General features: G+C 59.5%; 20 protein-coding genes. 6 read left to right on the top strand and 14 right to left on the bottom strand.

The features are described from left to right. Window positions 1–4: 4 nt before the first annotated feature. Window positions 5–1,123 carry a chorismate synthase gene (gene aroC / locus AB3X39_RS02600; protein WP_369415798.1) on the bottom strand — a complete coding sequence of 373 codons (1,119 nt, stop codon included), beginning with the start codon at window positions 1,121–1,123 and terminating at the stop codon, window positions 5–7. 111 nt (window positions 1,124–1,234) lie between these two features. Here aroC and AB3X39_RS02605 point away from each other — a divergent pair, with 111 nt between their 5' ends. The 4 genes from AB3X39_RS02605 (at window position 1,235) to AB3X39_RS02620 (ending at window position 4,492) form a co-directional block, all read left to right on the top strand. Beyond that, window positions 1,235–2,149: a C1 family peptidase gene (locus tag AB3X39_RS02605; protein ID WP_369415799.1), complete on the top strand. Its 915-nt coding sequence runs from the start codon at window positions 1,235–1,237 to the stop codon at window positions 2,147–2,149. A gap of 100 nt (window positions 2,150–2,249) precedes the next feature. Beyond that, a complete protein-coding gene (locus AB3X39_RS02610) occupies window positions 2,250–2,972 on the top strand; it encodes a DUF2589 domain-containing protein (RefSeq protein ID WP_369415800.1) in 723 nt (240 codons plus the stop codon). 29 nt (window positions 2,973–3,001) lie between these two features. Continuing rightward, the gene (locus tag AB3X39_RS02615) at window positions 3,002–3,871 is read left to right on the top strand and encodes a hypothetical protein (RefSeq protein WP_369415801.1); all 870 of its coding nucleotides are present in this window, start codon (window positions 3,002–3,004) and stop codon (window positions 3,869–3,871) included. 30 nt (window positions 3,872–3,901) lie between these two features. Further along, window positions 3,902–4,492, top strand: coding sequence for a hypothetical protein (locus AB3X39_RS02620; RefSeq protein ID WP_369415802.1), 591 nt, complete (start codon window positions 3,902–3,904; stop codon window positions 4,490–4,492). Here AB3X39_RS02620 and AB3X39_RS02625 read toward each other — a convergent pair whose 3' ends face one another. Together AB3X39_RS02625 and AB3X39_RS02630 are read right to left on the bottom strand one after the other, a co-directional pair. After that, window positions 4,493–4,990: a CBS domain-containing protein gene (locus AB3X39_RS02625; RefSeq protein ID WP_369415803.1), complete on the bottom strand. Its 498-nt coding sequence runs from the start codon at window positions 4,988–4,990 to the stop codon at window positions 4,493–4,495. It lies immediately after the preceding gene. A gap of 46 nt (window positions 4,991–5,036) precedes the next feature. Further along, window positions 5,037–6,260: a YihY family inner membrane protein gene (locus AB3X39_RS02630; protein ID WP_369415804.1), complete on the bottom strand. Its 1,224-nt coding sequence runs from the start codon at window positions 6,258–6,260 to the stop codon at window positions 5,037–5,039. Window positions 6,261–6,285: 25 nt separating this feature from the next. On the opposite strand from AB3X39_RS02630, the gene AB3X39_RS02635 reads away from it, so the two are divergent. Both AB3X39_RS02635 and AB3X39_RS02640 read left to right on the top strand, forming a co-directional pair. Then, window positions 6,286–6,684 (top strand): DUF2069 domain-containing protein, encoded by a 399-nt coding sequence (locus AB3X39_RS02635; RefSeq protein WP_369415805.1) that lies wholly within the window; start codon window positions 6,286–6,288, stop codon window positions 6,682–6,684. Beyond that, entirely contained in the window at window positions 6,681–8,114 is a 1,434-nt protein-coding gene (locus tag AB3X39_RS02640) for an FAD-binding oxidoreductase (RefSeq protein WP_369415806.1), read from the top strand. Before AB3X39_RS02635 ends, AB3X39_RS02640 begins: the two co-directional genes overlap by 4 nt. Here the strand turns inward: AB3X39_RS02640 and AB3X39_RS02645 are convergent. Genes AB3X39_RS02645 through nuoG form a run of 11 tightly spaced genes read right to left on the bottom strand, consistent with a single transcriptional unit; the run spans window position 8,086 to window position 19,476 of the window. After that, window positions 8,086–8,541 (bottom strand): DUF1178 family protein, encoded by a 456-nt coding sequence (locus AB3X39_RS02645; protein WP_369415807.1) that lies wholly within the window; start codon window positions 8,539–8,541, stop codon window positions 8,086–8,088. The genes AB3X39_RS02640 and AB3X39_RS02645 overlap by 29 nt on opposite strands. A gap of 22 nt (window positions 8,542–8,563) precedes the next feature. Continuing rightward, window positions 8,564–9,178 (bottom strand): NUDIX domain-containing protein, encoded by a 615-nt coding sequence (locus AB3X39_RS02650; RefSeq protein WP_369415808.1) that lies wholly within the window; start codon window positions 9,176–9,178, stop codon window positions 8,564–8,566. After that, window positions 9,175–9,480: a DUF2818 family protein gene (locus tag AB3X39_RS02655; protein WP_369415809.1), complete on the bottom strand. Its 306-nt coding sequence runs from the start codon at window positions 9,478–9,480 to the stop codon at window positions 9,175–9,177. Before AB3X39_RS02655 ends, AB3X39_RS02650 begins: the two co-directional genes overlap by 4 nt. A gap of 23 nt (window positions 9,481–9,503) precedes the next feature. Next, window positions 9,504–10,988, bottom strand: coding sequence for an NADH-quinone oxidoreductase subunit NuoN (nuoN, locus tag AB3X39_RS02660; protein ID WP_369415810.1), 1,485 nt, complete (start codon window positions 10,986–10,988; stop codon window positions 9,504–9,506). Window positions 10,989–11,007: 19 nt separating this feature from the next. Then, complete coding sequence (locus AB3X39_RS02665) at window positions 11,008–12,498, bottom strand: NADH-quinone oxidoreductase subunit M (RefSeq protein ID WP_369415811.1); 1,491 nt, start codon at window positions 12,496–12,498, stop codon at window positions 11,008–11,010. 19 nt (window positions 12,499–12,517) lie between these two features. Beyond that, complete coding sequence (gene nuoL / locus AB3X39_RS02670) at window positions 12,518–14,539, bottom strand: NADH-quinone oxidoreductase subunit L (RefSeq protein WP_369415812.1); 2,022 nt, start codon at window positions 14,537–14,539, stop codon at window positions 12,518–12,520. Window positions 14,540–14,560: 21 nt separating this feature from the next. Then, the gene (gene nuoK, locus AB3X39_RS02675) at window positions 14,561–14,869 is read right to left on the bottom strand and encodes an NADH-quinone oxidoreductase subunit NuoK (RefSeq protein WP_369415813.1); all 309 of its coding nucleotides are present in this window, start codon (window positions 14,867–14,869) and stop codon (window positions 14,561–14,563) included. Then, complete coding sequence (locus tag AB3X39_RS02680) at window positions 14,866–15,492, bottom strand: NADH-quinone oxidoreductase subunit J (RefSeq protein WP_369415814.1); 627 nt, start codon at window positions 15,490–15,492, stop codon at window positions 14,866–14,868. Before AB3X39_RS02680 ends, nuoK begins: the two co-directional genes overlap by 4 nt. A gap of 6 nt (window positions 15,493–15,498) precedes the next feature. Beyond that, window positions 15,499–16,008, bottom strand: coding sequence for an NADH-quinone oxidoreductase subunit NuoI (nuoI, locus tag AB3X39_RS02685; RefSeq protein ID WP_369415815.1), 510 nt, complete (start codon window positions 16,006–16,008; stop codon window positions 15,499–15,501). A 38-nt stretch (window positions 16,009–16,046) separates the two neighbouring features. Continuing rightward, on the bottom strand, window positions 16,047–17,105 hold the full coding sequence (gene nuoH / locus AB3X39_RS02690) for an NADH-quinone oxidoreductase subunit NuoH (RefSeq protein WP_369415816.1): 1,059 nt from the start codon (window positions 17,103–17,105) through the stop codon (window positions 16,047–16,049). A gap of 31 nt (window positions 17,106–17,136) precedes the next feature. After that, entirely contained in the window at window positions 17,137–19,476 is a 2,340-nt protein-coding gene (gene nuoG, locus AB3X39_RS02695) for an NADH-quinone oxidoreductase subunit NuoG (protein ID WP_369415817.1), read from the bottom strand. Window positions 19,477–19,482 lie beyond the last annotated feature (6 nt).

Genomic DNA, 19,482 nt, shown 5'->3' on the forward strand with positions numbered 1-19,482 from the left:
GGCCTCAGTCCGGCTGCTGTGCCGCCGAAGCCGGCAAACGTGGTGTGCTTACCCGCACGTCCCCGCATTGCGCCCGGTGGCGCAGCGCCAAATCGATCACCACCAACGCCAACATGGCCTCAGCGATGGGTGCAGCGCGAATGCCCACACACGGGTCGTGTCGGCCGTGGGTCTCGACCACCGCCGGCTCACCCGCGATGTCGATCGAGCGCCGGGGCAACCGGATGGAGCTGGTTGGCTTGATGGCCAAATGCACCACCAAGTCTTGGCCGGTCGAGAGACCGCCCAAGGTGCCGCCTGAATGGTTCGAGGCAAAGCCTGCGGGCAACAACTCATCGCCGTGCAAACTGCCACGCTGGCGCACCGTCTCGAAGCCATCGCCAATCTCGACCCCCTTAACGGCGTTGATGCCCATCATCGCGTAGGCGATCTCAGCGTCGAGCTTGTCAAACAGCGGCTGACCCAAACCCACCGGCATGCCCAAGGCCTCCACTTGCAGCCGCGCACCGACCGAATCACCCGCCTTGCGCAGCGCGTCCATGGCCGCTTCAAGCGCGGCAATGCGCTCAGCGTCGGCCGTGGCGGCAAAGAACGGGTTCGAGCCGATCTGACTCCAGTCCTCGACCGGGATGTCAAGGTCACCGATGGCCGTCATGCAGCCGCGAAACGTGGTGCCGTACTGTTCCCGCAACCACTTCTTGGCCACGGCCCCAGCGGCCACCATCGGTGCGGTCAACCGGGCCGAGGAGCGGCCACCGCCACGCGGATCGCGCTCGCCGTATTTGTGCCAGTAGGTGTAGTCGGCGTGCCCGGGCCGGAAACTCTGGGCGATATTGCCGTAGTCCTTGCTGCGCTGATCGGTGTTGCGGATCAGAAGCGCAATCGGCGTGCCGGTGGTGCGCCCTTGATAGACGCCCGAGAGGATTTCGACCGCATCGGGCTCATTGCGCTGTGTCACATGGCGACTGGTGCCGGGACGACGCCGGTCCAGATCAGGCTGGATGTCAGCCTCGGACAACGCCAAACCCGGCGGGCAGCCGTCGATCACACACCCGATGGCCGGCCCATGGCTCTCGCCAAAGTTGGTCACACAGAAAAGCTTGCCAAAAGTGCTACCGGACATGGATTCAAACCACCCTGAACGAAAGAGAACAGGGGCTGATTGTAAGAGTAGACCGAGGCGCTGGTTTGGGCGCAGAATCGGCGACGACATACGCCACAAAGAGGTTTGATCATGTCAAGTCTTGAAACCACCCCCCGGTTTGGCTGGCTACCGGACTATCCAAGTTTCAGCGATTACACCGCCCAGCATGACAAAATCAAGGCGCGGCACAAGGAAATGGGGCAAAAGCATTCGATCAAGAAACTCTTGGCCACCACCACCTCCAACGTTTATTCAGCCTCCGCCTTACCCAAATCAGTCGATTTAAGAGCTTGGTTTTCTCCGATTGAAAATCAACTCAGCATCAGCTCCTGCACCGCACATGCGGGCGTCGGTTTGGTTGAATATTACGAACGGCGTGCTTATGGCAAACATATCGACGCTTCGCGTTTGTTTTTATATAAATCCACCCGTAATTTATTGCACTGGACAGGCGATACGGGGGCCTTTCTGCGCAGCACCCTCGAAGCCTTGGTGCTTTGCGGCGTGCCCCCTGAAGAGTATTGGCCCTATGACATCACCAAATATGACGTCGAGCCCTCGGCTTTTGCCTATGCCTTGGCCCAGAGTTTCAAGACAATCAACTACTACCGCTATGACCCCCCCGGTACCGCGCCAGAGGCCGTTCTGGCGTTGATCAAACAGAATTTGGCAGCCGGTCTGCCTGCCTTTTTTGGCTTCACCGTGTACGCCTCTTACACCCAAGGTGCACAGAGCGGCCGCTTGCCCTACCCCAGCGCAGGCGAGAAAGTCTTGGGTGGCCATGCCGTGATCGCCGCTGGCTTTGATGACACCCTCAAAATCAAGAACACCGCCCCCGGCGCCCAAGAAACCACCGGCGCCTTGCTGATCAGAAACTCTTGGGGCACCGGGTGGGGCGAAGCCGGCTACGGCTGGTTGCCCTATGACTACGTGCTGAACCGGCTCGCCACCGATTGGTGGTCGGTGATTTCTCAGGGCTGGGTGGATACCGGCAACTTTGGATGATCCATGAAGACCGCGATGGGTCGGCTCCCTCAGGCTCGAAACCAGCCCATCCCGTGACACACCCGATCGAGCCTCCTTTTGGTTCTACGGAGTCATCATCATGACCACCTCCAAGCCCCCCAAGGGCACACCCTCGGATACCCCGATGGTTCCTTCTTCATCGATCCCCACCGATGACCACAGCTCTGCGGCTTTAGCGGCTCACGTGGGTGGAGCCCAGCAAGCTCTGCAAACGGCGACCGGTGTCTTTGGGGGCGGTGTTGGCCCACTGGGGGCCACACCGTCCACCGATCTGACCAGCGAACTCAACAACATTGACTTCAAGAAGATGATCGGCGGGCCCCTGCAAGCGGCCGTTGATGCTCAAGTGGCCTCATCCATGGCCTCGATCAACTTCATCAAGGAAGTCGGTTTCCAAACCGATGCCAGCACCGGAAAAAGTGAGTTGGTGATGGTCGATTTTTCACACACCCGCAAGGATGTGGATAAAGACGGCAATCCGGTTGAAACCGATGTCAACATCAAGGTGCCGCTGCTGGCCATGGTGCAAATTCCCAGCTTGCGCATTGAGCACGTCATCATTGATTTCAACGTCAAGCTCAATTCGGTCGAAAGCTCCAAGGTTTCGGACAAGTTGGGCATTGATGCCTCGGTCAGTGGTGGTTGGGGCCCGGTGAATTTCAAGGTTTCTGCGTCTTACCAACGTCAATCAACCACGGGCGTGGAAGTCAAGAAAGAATATGCCTTGAATGTGAATGTCAAGGCGGTTCAGGATGAAATTCCACTGGGACTTGAGAAGATCCTGAACATGCTGGCAGCCTGAGTCAGCGATGCCGCGATGGAGATAAAGACATGTCAGAAATCACCTTATCCGACTACACCGGCTATATCTTCATCGAGATCATCAAAGCCCGAGAAATGGCGGATGCCTATGCGCGCGAGGTGGCGCAGCGGTATGCCCAAGATGAAGTGCTGCGCCATTTCTCGGCACCACGATTCAAAATACCCAAAATGAATCTCACGGTGCCGGTGCTTATTTCCGGGGCCAAGTTCTCCCAGATTGTTCGGTTCAACATGGAAGAAACCGCCTTCAGGGACTACATCAGCAAGGAAATCCAACTGATCCTTCGCACGATTGAGTTCAACACCATCAAGGTCTTGCCCATCATCGACCGGCCCATCAAGCCCGTGGCGCCCATCATCACACCGATCATCAGCCCGATCACGCCGATCAGCCCGATCAATCCTGTCAAACCCTTCAGTCCTTTGACACCCCTGACACCGCTCCTGATGGCCGCCCCAGAAGGTGCCATGGGTGCATCGGCCACGGATGACACGATCGGCATCTTCTACAAAGATTTGACTGGCAACGCCTTGGCCACCCAACCCGAGATCACGATCCGTGATTCATGGCGACTGATCTTTGACACCGCCATCAAGGAAGCGGGCTTGAGCGAGGTCTATCAAAAGCAAAACCCGAATAACGAGCTGTTCGATCAGTCCGTTGCGGACATCATCAGCACGATCAACACCCATACGGTCATTGCCAAGACGCAAATCGAGAGCTTGCTGGTCGATCCAGAAACCAATGTGGTCAAAAATGGCAGCTCGGATTCCTCCGTCTTCACCCTGCAAGCCGAACTCAACGAAGAGGGGTTCTTCATCAAGTCGGTCAAAGACGCCAACACCGGCATGCAAAGCCTGATCGTCGAGTTCGATTGACGTCGCATCACGGGAGAGGGGCCCAGTGCCATGAACGTTTTTCTCCACGGCCACTTGCATCAACTGACCCAGTTGCAGCAACTTTGCAATGGGCTGCTCAGTCGATACAACCAAGCCGATCCAACGTTGAGCGCCGATCTGGCCTTGTTTCTCGACACGGTGTCAGAGGCTTATCGCAAGATGGCCCGTCACGACATGGAAGGCCAAGCTTTGGCCCTGAAGGCCGAGCTGCTCAGCGTTCATCGCGGCCTTGATCCACGCACTTTGGAGCACATCACCGGGCGCCGTCGCGAGGTGGAAATGGGCGTGATCTTGCGTATCTTGCAACGCAGTCACGAACAGGTCTGTGGCGATCGACAAACGACCGAGAAATCACTGGCCGACGCCAGAGCACTTCTCAGCCCCGTGATGCTCGCCAGCTTGCAACGCGGCTTGATCAAGGGCAGCGATCTCCACCAAGGAGCTTACAAACGTCAAGCCAAGGTCGAAGCGCTCTGGAAGTTGATCCGTATCGATCCAGCCTTGGCTTTGGCCGCCAATCAGATCAGCATCAACCTGAGCGTTCATGACATCGTCATCTTGGCGATGGAGCTGCTGGCCGGTATGACGGCCCTGCCATGATCAAGGCTGCGAGCGTGCTTCCAGCGTCGCCTCGTTCTGCTTGCCATCCTCATCTTCCGGCCAGTCGCGGATATAGGCCTTGAGCATGCGGTTTTCGAAGTCTTGGGCTTCGACCACGGCCTTGGCGATGTCGTGGAACGAAATCACCCCCATGAGCGTGCCGCCTTCATCGTTTTCATCGATCACGGGCATGTAGCGTGCATGACGCCCGAGCATCAAACGACGAGCCGCATCGATTTCGGTCTCTGGGGTGCACGTCAGCGGTTTAACTTCCATGGCGTTTCGCACCAGAGCGACCCCAATTTCACCGCCATTTTTGACGATCGTTTGCAGCACTTCTCTGAAAGTCAGGATACCGTCGATGCGCCCATGTTCCATGACAACCAGCGAACCGATATCGCGTTCGACCATGGTTCGAACGGCTTCAGCCAGAGGCTGCTCGGGAGGCACGGTATAGAGGGCGTGGCCCTTGACCCGCAGGATGTCGCTGACATGCATGATCGTCTCCGGTAGAACGCTGAAAGGGTGTTGCGAGCAATATAGCCTAGAGCTTGGCTCCACCGTCATGGGGTGCGCCCTCAATCAGTGCATCGAGTGCGGCGTTTTCTAATTGCGTGACAGCCCAGAAAGCAGCGGTCTCCGGCTCGTGACTGAGCAGCATCTGTTCCAACATGGGTTTTGCGAGGGTCCGGGCAGGATCGATCAGCAAAACATGGCGCGGCTCACCCCCTTCGTCTAACCGCCCAACCCAATCAAGCGCCATCAAACCCTCCAGCACCGGTTCAACGTGTACCGGCTCCACACCGCTGACCGTCACCAAATCGCTCATCCGCATTCCACCCGCAGCCTCAGCACGACTCACCGCCAAATGGCGCAGCAAGACCAAAGCCAACGCAAAGCGCCCCCCAACCCGTGAAACATCCCGCAGCGCCTGACCTCCCAAGCTCGGCGCACTGGCCACCAACACCGCACCAGCCAACACGATGCCCCAGCTCAAATAAAGCCAGATCAAAAAAATCGGTGCCATGGCAAAGGCTCCGTAGATCGCGGCGTAGGTGGTGACCTTGCTCAAGTACCAGCCCATCAAACGCTTGGCGATATCGAAGCCGATGGCGACAAAAATCCCACCCGCCAACGCATGACGCCACCGCACAAAGGTGTTGGGCACAAAACAAAATAACCCCGAGATCGCCAAAGCGAACAGGATGAATTCAAGACACTCCATCAACAAGTGAACCCCCCACGGCGGCGCCCCCACCCAGCCTTTGGAAGCCGTCAGCGCATAAGACGTGAAGCTCAAACTCACGCCCAAGACCAAAGGTCCAAGCGTCAAGGTGGCCCAGTAAATCAGCACCTTCTGCGCCAAAGGACGCGACTGGCGCACATGCCAAATGCTGTTGAGCGTGCGGTCGATGGTCAACATCAGTGAGAGCGCGGTCACGCCCAAAACGATCAGGCCGACGGTGCCCAGCCGATTGGCCTTGGTGGAGAACTGCGTCAAGGTCTGCATCACCGGCTTGGCGATGCTGTCCGGGATCAGGTTATCGACGAAATAGGTTTGGAGCGAGGTCTCGAAGGTCGAGAACATCGGAAAGGCGCTGAAGATCGCCAACGCCACCGTGATCAGCGGCACCAAGGAAATCACGCTGGTGAATGTCAGGCTTCCCGCACTGACCCCCAAACGCTCCTCACGAAAACGCGCTCGCAGGATATGGATGGACGTTCTTAGCGTTTGTCGCCAATGGATGCGGGTCGTGGAAGCGGTCATGGTCATGCGAACTATCATGCCAAAGATGTCTGCCACCCCTGTGATTTCCTCCTTGCCCCCTCCGACGGTTCGTTGGGCCCGCCTTGCTTGTTTGATCCTCTGCGCCGCACTGGTGCTGCTTGGCCTGCTGTGGGAGCTTTGGCTGGCCCCCACCGGCCGAGGCACATGGGCGATCAAAGTGCTGCCCCTTGCCGCCGCCCTGCCCGGCCTATGGCGCTACCGGCTCTATACCGCCCGCTGGTTGAGTCTGTTGGTGTGGGCTTATAGCGCCGAAGGCTTGATTCGGGCCTTGACAGAATCCATGCCCTCTGCGGCCTTGGCAGCCACGCAAACCCTCCTAGCGGTCGGCCTGTTTGCGGCGTGCACCGTGCAAATCCGCCTGCGACTCGCCATGGGTCCTCACAGCACGGTCCCGGCGCCATGACATCCCTCCCTTTGATCGCCGCCCTGCAAACCTGTGTGGGGGCACGCCATGTGCTGGTTGAACCGACCGACATAGCCCCGTTCATGCGTGACTGGCGCAAGCGCTATGTCGGCCAAGCCTTGGCCGTGGTGCAACCAGCAACCACAGCCGAGGTGGCCGCCGTGATGCGGCTTTGCCATGCGCATCGGGTCGCCGTGGTTCCCCAAGGCGGCAACACCAGTTTGGTCGGCGGCGCAGTGCCCGACACCTCGGGCCAGCAAGTGCTGCTGAGCCTGCGCCGTCTCCAACACATCCGGGCCATCGACCGCGCCAACCTGACCATGACGGTCGAGGCCGGCTGCATCCTGCAAGACGTACAAATCGCGGCCCAAGACCAAGGGCTGCTCTTTCCGCTCAGCCTGGCCTCTGAGGGCAGTTGCACGCTTGGCGGCAACTTGGCCAGCAATGCGGGCGGCACCCAGGTGCTGCGTTACGGCAACGCGCGCGATCTGTGCCTTGGATTGGAAGTCGTCACGCCCAGCGGCGAGATCTGGCACGGTCTATCGGGCCTGCGCAAGGACAACACCGGCTACGCCTTGCAGCAGCTCTATATCGGCAGCGAAGGCACGCTGGGTGTGATCACCGCCGCCGTGCTCAAGCTTTTTCCCCAACCCCGCACGGTGATGACGGCTTTGGCAAGCTGTGGTGACATCAAGCAGCTGGTCACACTCCTTGGCCTCGCCCAAACGCAGGTGGGCGCGGCCCTCACCGGCTTTGAAGTGATGGGGGCCTTGGCACTTGATCTGGTGCGCAAACACTGCCCTCAGCTCCCACAGCCGCTGCCCCCCAGTCCTTGGATGGTGCTGATCGAATTGTCGGACGCTGACAACGACGTTCACGCCCACCAGCGACTCGAAGACCTGCTTGGTCAAGCACTTGCCGAAGGCGTGATTGCCGACGCCGCCGTGGCGATGTCAGGGGTGCAATCGCAAGCCATGTGGCACCTGCGCGAGGCCATCCCGCTGGCCCAAGCCCTCGAAGGGCTGAACATCAAGCACGACATCGCCGTGCCGATCTCGGCGATACCCGCCTTTGTGGCCCAGACCGACGCGGCCCTGCACCAGCTGCTGTCCGGCGTGCGGCTGGTGACCTTTGGTCATTTGGGCGACGGCAACCTGCACTACAACGTCCAAGTGCCCGAAGGCGGGGACGCGGCGAGCTTTCTACAAGCGCACGAAGCCGCCGTCAACGCGGTGGTCTACGATGCGGTGCAACGCTTTGGCGGCTCGATTTCGGCCGAGCACGGCATCGGTCAGCTCAAGAAGGAAGAACTGGCGCAGCGCGCCGATCCGGTGGGTTTGGGGCTGATGCGCACCCTCAAGCAGGCCTTGGACCCCGACAACCGGATGAACCCTGGCCGGGTTATTGCAGCGAGCCCCGGGGTGGCATGAGTGGCAACGGCACCGCCAGCACCTCAATGCCTTCGTCTTGAAGGGCCTCGGCCTCTTCCCGTGTCGCTTGGCCGCGGATGTTGCGGGAGTCGGTCTCGCCGTAGTGCATCCGCCGAGCCTCTTCAGCAAAACGCGCCCCCACGTCTTCGGTGTGCTTGAGCACATGCTGCACAGCCTGCTGCCACAAGGCCTCCACGCCTTGCCCTTCTGGGCTGGACAACGATGCAGATGCGGTGTGGGCGGGAGCGGGGGCGGCGGTTGCCCCGAAGTTCAAACGGGTGGCCGACGGTAGGCGCCGGATGGTGTGCGAGTGGCACATCGGACAGCTCAGCAAGCCAACGTCAAGCTGATGGTTGTAATCGGCTTCCGAGCCAAACCAACCTTCGAAGCGGTGATCTTGGGCGCAAACAAGATCGAACACCTTCACAGCAACGTCCTCATCAACAACCTCAGGCAGATAAAACGCCCATGGGCTCGGGCTGCCACGTCAACGGCCAAGCACCGGCTTGCCATTGCTGCCACCACAACAAGGCGATGAGGGTCTTGGCATCCGTCACTTGACCGTCACGCACACCGTCCATCAACGCTTGCGGTGTGGCAGTGAACACATCGAGAAACTCGCCTTCGTCGAGATGGCGTTCACCCAAACTCAAGCCTCGGGCAAACCAGATCTCAATGCCTTCGTCGCAATAAGCGATGGCATTGTGCAAGATGCCGGCATAGGCCCATTCGCGGGCGCGGTAACCGGTTTCTTCGTGCAGTTCACGCACAGCGCAGTGCCAAGGATCCTCACCCCGACCGAGCTTGCCAGCGGGGAATTCGATCACCGCCCGGCCCAAGGGATAGCGGAATTGCCGCTCTAAAACGAACTGCCCGTCGTCGAGCAGCGCCACGATGGCCACCGCACCGGGATGCACGATGTATTCGCGCGAGGCCAATTTACCGTCGGGCAGACGAACTTGGTCGCGGCGCACATCAAGGAAGTGGCCGCGAAAGACTTGCTGGGACTCGACACAAGCTTCACGCAGATGGGCGCAAGAAGCCTTGTCATCGCCCAAACTCATGGCTGAGTGCGCCGCATGTAGCGCCAGACAAAACCCGGAAACGCCAAGGTCAAGAGCACACACAGCACCACGGCATAGAACTGCCAGTTCTGTGCTTGCACTTGACCCAAGCGGCCTTCAAGCCATCGACCCGTGAAGATCACGCCCAAGCCGAAAACAACCAGCTCGACCAATCGCCAAGCAAAGATCTTCGGGGCGCGCTTCGGGCCCACCAGAAAGATCCGCTCGCTGAGAAACGGCACATTCGCAGCCGCCAAGGCCAGGATAAAAATCAGGCCAAAGCCTTGGTTTGCGGCATCCATACGCGTTCGGGCATTCAGAGGGTTCAGGTATTCGACAACGCTTTGATGATCGACTGCTGACACAGGGTCATCAAACCACCGGGCAACACGCCCAAACCCAACACCAGCGCACCGTTCAAGGTCAGCATGAAGCGGGCATCGGCCGGAGCTTCGAGGTAGAGGCTTTCGTCTTCGGGTTCTTCAAAGTACATCACCTTGATGACGCGCAGGTAGTAGAAAGCGCCGATCAGCGACATCACCACCGCGAATACCGCCAAGGCGATCAAGGTGCTGCTGCCCGTGGCCACCAGCGCTTGCAAGACCGACAACTTGGCGTAGAAGCCAGCCAGCGGCGGGATACCGGCCAAGGACAGCATGAACACGGCCATCACGCCCGCAAGCAGCGGATTGCGCCGATTCAAACCGGCCAGATCGCTCAGGTGTTCGGACTCAAAACCGTAGCGGCTCAAGACCAAAATCACGCCGAAGGTGCCCAGCGTGGTGATCACGTAAGTGATCATGTAGAACATGGCCGAGCCGTAGGCCGCACCGGCCAGTTCGGTGTTGCCGTGCGCCACGCCCGAGATCAGACCCAGCAACATGAAGCCCATTTGCGCGATGGTCGAATAGGCCAGCATGCGCTTGAGATTGGTCTGCGCAATCGCCGCCAAGTTACCCACCAAGAGCGAAGCCACGGCCAAGATGGCCAGCATTTGCTGCCAATCCACCGCCAGACCCAGCATGCCGTCCACCAGCAAACGCATGGCCATACCGAAGGTGGCAATTTTGGGCGCACCAGCAATCAAGAGGGTCGCAGCGGTCGGAGCACCGTGATAGACGTCGGGCACCCACATGTGGAAAGGCACCGCCCCAAATTTGAAGGCCAACCCTGAAACCACAAACACCAGACCAAAAACCAGCACTTGGTGGTTGATGTCGCCCCGGCCGATGCGCTGGAAGGCTTCGTCCAAATCAAGCGTGCCGGTGGCACCGTAGACCATCGACATGCCGTACAGCAAGAAGCCGCTGGCAATGGCGCCCAGCACGAAGTACTTCATGGCCGCTTCGGTGGCCATGCTGTTGTCACGGCGCAAGGCCGTCAAAGCGTAGAGCGACAAGCTCATCAGCTCCAAGCCCAGATAAACCAGCAGCATGTTGTTGCTGGACACCATGATGTTCATGCCGAGCAAGGCAAACAGGCTCAGCGTGAACAACTCGCCCTTGAGCATCTCACGCTCACCGGCATAAGCACGGGCATAGATCAAGGTGACCGCCACCGACAGCGTGGACACCAAGGCCAGCAACTGGCCCATCGCGTCACTGACCATCATGCGATTCATCAGGAAAAGCGCTTTCCCGTCGATCAGCATGGCGTGATCAAAGGCCACCGCCAGCAGCGTGGCCAAGCTCAGCCCATACGTCAGCAGCCGACGCGGATCCACGACAAACAGATCAACGATGGCGATGACGCAGGTCATCACGAGCAGAAGGATCTCCGGGGAGACCGCGAGCCAGTTCATTGCAGTCATAGGTGTGCTCGCTCAGCAATCAAGGTTTCAAGGGTTGCGGGAGTTTGGAGACACCCACATGGCGGATCAGTTCGTTGACCGAGGTGTGCATCACGTCCGTGAAGGGCTTCGGATACAGGCCCATGACGAGCACCGCCACGGCCAGCACCGCCAACATCGAGAACTCACGGGTGTTGACGTCTTGCAACTCCGCCACGTGGTCGTTGGCCACGTCACCGAAGTAGACCCGCTTGATCATCCACAAGGTGTAGGCGGCGCCCAAGATCAGCGCAGTGGCCGCGATGGCACCGATCCAGAAGTTGAACTTCACCGCACCCAGAATGACCATCCACTCACCGATGAACCCCGCTGTGCCCGGCAAACCGCAATTGGCCATGCCGAAAAAGACCGCCAGCGCCGTGAACTTGGGCATCACGTTGACCACCCCGCCATAGGAAGCGATTTCACGCGAATGCATGCGGTCGTAGAGCACGCCGATGGAGAGGAACATCGCGCCCGACACAAAGCCGTGCGAGATCATCTGCACCAAGCCGCCCGAAATACCGAGGTCGCTGAAGATGAAAAAGCCCAAGGTCACAAAACCCATGTGCGCGATGGACGAATAGGCCACCAGCTTTTTCATGTCGTTTTGCACCATCGCCACCAAGCCGATGTAGACCACCGCAATCAGCGACAAGGTGATCACCATCGGCGCCAAGTCATGGCTGGCATCGGGCACGATCGGCAGCGAGAAGCGCAGGAAACCGTAGGCGCCAAGCTTAAGCATGATCGCCGCCAGCACCACCGACCCCCCCGTAGGGGCTTCGACGTGAGCATCCGGCAACCATGTATGCACCGGCCACATCGGCACCTTGGCGGCAAACGCGATGAAGAAGGCCAAGAACAGCAAGGTCTGCGCGGTCTCACCCAGCGGCAACTTGTGCCACACCAGCACGTCGAAGCTGCCGCCCGACTGGGTGTAGAGATAGACCAGTGCGACCAGCATCAACAACGAGCCAGCCAAGGTGTAGAGGAAGAACTTGAACGCTGCGTAAACCCGGCGCGGCCCTCCCCAGATGCCGATGATGACGTACATCGGGATCAGGGTCGCTTCGAAGAAGACGTAAAACAGCAGCCCGTCCACCGCACAGAACACGCCCACCATCAAGCCCGAGAGGATCAAGAAGGCGCCCAAGTACTGATGCACGTTGTTGGTGATGACTTCCCAGCCCGCCACCACCACGATGACGGTGATGAAGGCGGTGAGCAGCACAAACCAGACTGAAATACCGTCCACACCCAAGTGGTAGAAGACGTGGAAACGCTCAATCCAAGAGACGTTTTCTTGGTACTGCATCAGCGCGGTGGTCGGATCGAAATTCGTGATCAACGGGATCGTGACCGCGAAACTGATCAAGGAGCCGACCAGCGCGATCCAGCGCATCAAGGACGCATTGTGATCACGCCCGAGGGCCAGCAAGACAACACCGAAAGCAATCGGCAGCCAGATCGAAAGCGAAAGATAAGCCATGACGTCGTAACCCTTGCGCTCAGCGATGCACCAAGATGAACCAGGTCATCAGCGCGAACACGCCAACCAGCATGACCAAGGCGTAGTGATAGATGTAGCCGGTTTGGAACAAGCGCACGATCTGCGCCAACCAACCCACAGCCTTGGCGGAACCATTGATGACCCAACCATCGATCAAGGCCACATCGCCGCCCTTCCACAGGCCGCGACCCAACATGCGGGAGCCCGCAGCGAGAACGCGTTCGTTGAAAGCATCCATGTAGTACTTGTTTTCCATCACGGTGATGACCGGTGCCAAGACCCGGGCAAACGCAGCCGGGATGGCCGGATTGACCATGTAGAACACATAGGCCGTCACCACCCCGCCCAGCGCCAAGAAGAAGGGCAAGGTTGTCACCGCATGCAGGGCCATGGCCGCTGCACCGTGGAACTCATGGGCCAACTCTTCCATGGCCGGATGGTGTTCGAGGTTGATGAAGATGACGTCCTTGAAGAAGTCGCCAAACAACATCGGCTCAATCGTCAGGAAGCCAATCAGCACCGACGGGATGGCCAGCAGGATCAGCGGCAGCGTCACCACCAGCGGCGATTCATGCGGCGTGTGGTCATGGGCGTGACCATGATCGTCATGCGCATCGTGGGCATCATGGTGATCGTGTTCACCCGGGAACGGCTTGTGGCGGAAGTTTTCCTTGCCGTGGAAGACCAAGAAGTACATCCGGAACGAATAGAACGCGGTCACGAACACACCGATGATCGCAGCCCAGTAAGCCCAGTGCGCCGCCGGCAAGTGGCTGGCGTGCAGCGCCTCGATGATCGAATCCTTCGAGTAAAAACCCGAGAAAAACGGTGTGCCGATCAGCGCCAAGGAACCCAACAGCGAGGTGATCCACGTGATGGGCATGTACTTGCGCAGGCCGCCCATGTTGCGAATATCTTGGTCGTGGTGCATGCCGATGATCACCGAGCCGGCACCCAAGAACAGCAGCGCCTTGAAGAACGCGTGTGTCATCAAGTGGAAAACAGCGACCGAGTAGGCCGAAGCCCCCAGCGCCATCGTCATGTAGCCCAGCTGCGACAGGGTGGAATAGGCCACCACACGCTTGATGTCGTTTTGGATGATGCCCAGAAAGCCCATGAACAGCGCCGTGATCGAACCGATGATCAAGATGAAGTTCAGCGCGGTGTCCGAGAGCTCAAACAGCGGGCTCATGCGCGCCACCATGAAGATACCGGCCGTCACCATGGTGGCGGCGTGGATAAGCGCTGAAATCGGCGTCGGGCCTTCCATAGAGTCCGGCAGCCAGACGTGCAGCGGAAACTGTGCCGACTTGCCCATCGCACCGATGAACAAGCAAATGCAGGTCACGGTGATCAGCATCCAATCAGAGCCCGGGAAGCCGAGCTTGCTGTACTCACCCGCCTTGGCGAAGGTCTCAGCGTAGTTCAGCGTGCCAGCGTAGGCCGCGATCAGGCCGATGCCCAAGATGAAGCCGAAGTCACCGACGCGGTTGACCAAAAAGGCCTTCATGTTGGCGAAGATCGCCGTGGGCTTCTTGAACCAGAAGCCGATCAGCAAGTACGACACCAAGCCCACCGCTTCCCAGCCGAAGAACAGCTGTAGGAAGTTGTTGCTCATGACAAGCATCAGCATCGAGAAGGTGAACAGCGAGATGTAGGAGAAGAAGCGCTGATAGCCGTCGTCTTCTTCCATGTAGCCGATGGTGTAGATGTGCACCATCAGCGACACGAAGGTCACCACGACCATCATCATGGCGGTCAGGCTGTCGATGAGGAAACCGACTTCCATCTTCAGGCCGCCCACGTTCATCCACTCGTAGACCGTCTGGTTGAAGCGTGTGCCACCCTGCACATCGATCAGGGTCATGACTGAAAGCACGAAGGCGATCAGCACACCCAAAATTGTGGCGGTATGGGCGCCACGACGGCCCACCTGTTTGCCGAAGAAGCCAGCGATGATCGACCCGGCCAGCGGGGCCAAGGCGACAGTGAGCAAGGTTGATTGCGAGAGCTGCGACATGTGTCTGGTTTCCTCTTGGCCTCAGCCCTTCAGCGAGTCGAGTTCATCAACGTTGATGGTCGAGCGGTTACGGAACAGCACGACCAAGATGGCCAGCCCGATGGCCGATTCAGCCGCCGCCACCGTCAGGATGAAAAACACGAACACCTGCCCGGCCATGTCCCCCAAATAATGGGAGAACGCGACGAAATTCAGGTTGACCGCCAGCAGCATCAGCTCAATGGCCATCAGCAGCACGATCAGGTTCTTGCGGTTCAGGAAGATGCCGATCACCGACAGGGCAAACAAAATCGCCCCAAGCGACAGGTAATGGCCAAGCGCGAGCGTCATGCTGCGGGTCCTTTCGATGCTGCGATATCACGCTCAGCGTCCATCTTGACGATGCGCACGCGGTCGGCCTTGCGAGCCTTGAGCTGTTCAGAAGGTGCCATGGCCTTGCTGTCCTTGCGATGACGCAGGGTCAGAGCGATGGCCGCAATGATGGCCACCAAGAGCAGCACGGCAGCGATCTGCAAGGGCAAGAGATAGGCCGTGTAGATCTCGATACCGAGCATCTTGGTGTTACCCAGCTTGAGCGCAGCGGCTTCAAAGGGATGCGGCGAGGAGACGTGAAAACCACGCACCAAGACGTAGGCCATCTCGACCGAGATGATCGCCCCGACAAAACCCGCCAAGGGGAAATGCCGCCAGAAACCTTCGCGCAGCGTGTCGATGTTGATGTCCAACATCATCACCACGAACAAGAACAGCACCATCACGGCGCCGACATAGACCAGCACCAAGGACAGGGCCAGGAATTCGGCTTGCAGCAGCATCCAAACGCCGGAAGCATTGAAGAAGGCCAACACCAGATAAAGGGCGGCGTGCACCGGGCTGCGCGCTGTGATGACGCGAAACGCGGCAAACAGCAGCACAGCCGAGAAGGTATAGAAAAGCGCGGTGGTCGTGTCCATGTCGTCTCAGCGGTACTTGGCGTCCGCACCCTTGTTGGCGGCGATGTCTTTTTCGTAGCGATCCCCCACCGCGAGCAGCATGTCTTTGGTGAAGTACAGATCGCCGCGCTTTTCGCCGTGGTATTCGAAGATGTGCGTCTCGACGATCGAATCGACCGGGCAACTTTCTTCGCAGAAACCGCAGAAGATGCACTTGGTCAAATCGATGTCGTAGCGCGAAGTCCGGCGCGAAGTTTGTCCGTTCGCATCCTGACGCTCGGTGGACTCGATGGTGATCGCCATGGCGGGGCACACGGCCTCGCACAGCTTGCAAGCGATGCAACGCTCTTCGCCGTTGTCATAACGGCGCAGCGCATGCAGACCGCGAAAACGGGGACTGAGCGGGGTTTTTTCTTCCGGAAACTGCACGGTGATCGTGGGCTTCAGGAAATGCCGCCCAGTCAGCTTCATGCCCTTGAAAAGTTCCAAGAGCAAGAAGCTCGACAGGAAATCCTTGACGGTGGCCACTGCGAACATGTGTATGTCTTCCTATTCCGAGATTCCAGCGGGCCGGATCACTTCCAGATATTCCAAGGTGTCTGCATCCACAGGCCCACCACGAGCAACCACACCAAGGTGATCGGAATAAAAATCTTCCAGCCCAGACGCATGATCTGGTCATAGCGATAACGCGGGAAGGTGGCACGAACCCAGAGGAACATGGTCACGACCGCAAAGGTCTTGATGCCCAGCCAGATCCAACCTGGGATGACATCGAGGAACCCAAACGGTGGCAACCAGCCGCCCAAGAACATGAGCACGGTCAGGATCGAGACCAGCCACATGTTGGCGTATTCGGCCAAGAAGAACATCGCAAACGACATGCCCGAGTACTCGATCATGTGACCGGCGACGATTTCCGATTCGCCTTCGACCACGTCGAAAGGATGGCGGTTGGTTTCGGCCAAACCAGCGATGAAATAGATCAGAAAGATCGGCAGCAGCGGCAACCAGTTCCAAGACAGCACGCCCGCACCGTGATCAGCCATCATGCCCTTGCCTTGACCCATCACGATGTCGGTGATGTTCAGGCTGCCTGAAACCATCAGCACCACCACGAAGGCAAAGCCCATGGCAATTTCGTAGCTCACCATCTGTGCCGAAGCCCGCAGCGCGCCCAGAAAAGCGTACTTCGAGTTCGAGGCCCAGCCAGCGATGATCACGCCATAGACTTCGAGCGAGGTGATCGCCATGACAAACAGCAAGCCTGCGTTGATGTTGGACAGCGCCACATCGGGACCGAAAGGCACCACCGCCCAAGCCGCCAGCGAAGGCGCAATCGCCATGATGGGGCCGAGGAAAAACAGGCCTTTGCTGGCCACCGTCGGGCGGATGATTTCCTTGAAGATCAGCTTGACCGCATCAGCGATGGGCGTCAGCAAACCGTAGGGGCCAACGCGATTCGGACCCGGACGAATCTGCGACCAAGCAATCGCCTTGCGCTCCCACAGCGTGAGATACGCCACCGCACCCAACAGGGGCAGCAGCACCGCGACGATCTTGATCAGGGTCCAGACGACCGGCCACAACCCACCCAGGGTTGCAGCGCCAAAAGATTGCAGGGCATCGAGCATCATCAGTTCCTTGTTGCCGTCTTTGGCCGACTCAAGCGCCTGCGCGTTCGACGCTCAACGCGCCGAAAGCACCACCCAAAGCCGCCGTCGCCGCATGGCCCATCGGCACCCGCACCACCGTGTCCGCCAAGCTGGCATCGAGCACGGCGTCCAGCTCCACGCTTTGTTCGAGCATGCGCACCCGCACGCGGGGCGCCACGCCGGCTTGATTCAAGCCCAAACCCATCCACGTCGCCGCAGACAGTGCAGCCACCGGGGCCGCAGCATCGACGGTGTGTTGCAAGGCCGGCGCGCGACGCACCAAAGCGTCGGTGCTGTAGATCGGCACATCGGCCAAACGCTCCAAACCAGCCGGAGCGATCGCGCCATAGCCATCGCCGGCGTTGTGGCTGGAACGGTTGGACAAGCGCGTCGAGAGATCCTGCGCGCTGACCCCAGCGGCTTGCAAGGCCGCAGCCCGCACAGCCTCCACGCTGTCTTGGGTAAAGCCAGCCAGCCCCAGCATCTCACCGAGCACGCGCAGCACCTTCCAGCCCGGACGGGTTTCGCCCAGCGGCCGCACCACACCGTGGAAGCTTTGCAGACGACCTTCGGCGTTGACAAAGCTGCCGGCGGTTTCGGTGAACGGCGCAATCGGCAGCAGCACGGTGGCGTGCTCCATGGCCGTCTTGAACGGGCTGAACGCAATCACCAACTCCGCAGCGTCCAACGCCTTGGTGGCTTGAGCGCCGTTGGCGCTGTCAAGCACCGGCTCGGTGTTGTAGAGCAGATAAGCCCGACGCGGCTCAGCCAGCATCTGACCGGCGTGAGCCCCTTGAGCTTGGGGCTGCGCGCCCACAAGCTGTGCGCCCACGCTGTTGGCCGCTTCACCCAAGACGCCACAGGTGGCGCCGCATTGGTCAGCGATCCAATGGGCCACCGCCAGCAACTCGGCTGCTTGCGGATGCTGCATGGCGGCGTTACCGAGCAAGATGGCGGCGTGTTCACCGGCAAACAAACTGGCCGCGATGTCTTGGGCCGCTTGGCTGGGCTGAGCCGGGACATCCATCCCCTTGGCCAACGCCACCGCTGCCGCGACTTCTTGCAAAGCGCTCAACCACGCCGAAGGCGCCGTGATCATCTGCGCGGTGATCGGCATGTTCCAAGCGTCGTTCAAAGCATGGATGCGCGAGATCTTGGCGCCGTGGCGCGCTGCTTGACGCAGGCGCTGCGCAAACAGCGGGTGATCCTTGCGCAAGAAGGAACCCACCACCAGCGCCCCACTCAGGCTCGACAGCGCAGCCACCGAAGTCCCCAGCCAACGCACGCCGCCGTCGTGGCGGAAATCGCTGTGACGCAAACGGTGATCGATGTTGTCGCTGCCAAGACCGCGCACCAACTGCGCCAACAAGGACAATTCTTCAAGCGTGCTGTGCGGCGAAGCCAGGGCGCCCAACGCATCGGCACCATGGCTGCTGACAATGTGGCGCAGCCCGTTGGCCACCACTTCCAGCGCGGTCTTCCAGTCCACCGTGCGCCAAACGCCATCTTGACGCAGCATCGGCGCACTCAGACGCTCGTCGCTGTTCAAGGCTTCGTAGCTGAAACGATCGCGGTCGGCCAGCCAGCATTCGTTGACCGCTTCGTTTTCGAGCGGCACCACACGCAACACTTGGTTGTTCTTGACTTGAACGATCAGGTTGGCGCCGGTCGAATCGTGCGGGCTGACGCTCTTGCGACGCGACAGCTCCCACGTGCGAGCAGAGTAGCGAAACGGCTTGCTGGTCAGGGCACCGACCGGGCAGATGTCGATCATGTTGCCCGAGAGCTCTGAATCGACCGTGCCGTTCAAGAAGGTGGTGATTTCAGCGTGCTCACCCCGGTGCAGCATGCCGAGTTCCATCTCGCCAGCGATTTCCTGTCCAAAACGCACACAGCGGGTGCACTGGATGCAGCGGCTCATCTCTTGCATCGAGATCAGCGGGCCGACTTCCTTGGGCATGACCACGCGCTTTTCTTCGTCATAGCGCGAAGCGGTTTTGCCGTAGCCGACCGCCAAGTCTTGCAGCTGGCACTCGCCGCCTTGATCGCAAATCGGGCAATCGAGCGGGTGATTGATGAGGAGGAACTCCATCACCGACTGCTGCGCCTTGATCGCCTTATCGCTTTGGGTACGCACGATCATGCCTTGCGTCACCGGCGTGGCACAGGCCGGCATCGGCTTGGGCGCCTTCTCGATCTCGACCAAGCACATGCGGCAATTGGCGGCGATGGAGAGCTTCTTGTGATAACAAAAATGCGGAATGTGGCAACCCGCCTTCTCGGCTGCATGCATCACCATGCTGCCGGGGGGCACTTGGACCTTTTGGCCGTTGAGTTCGATTTCAACCATCTTTGT

It is taken from the genome of Leptothrix ochracea (assembly GCF_041083635.1).
Classification (GTDB): Bacteria; Pseudomonadota; Gammaproteobacteria; order Burkholderiales; family Burkholderiaceae_C; genus Sphaerotilus; species Sphaerotilus ochraceus.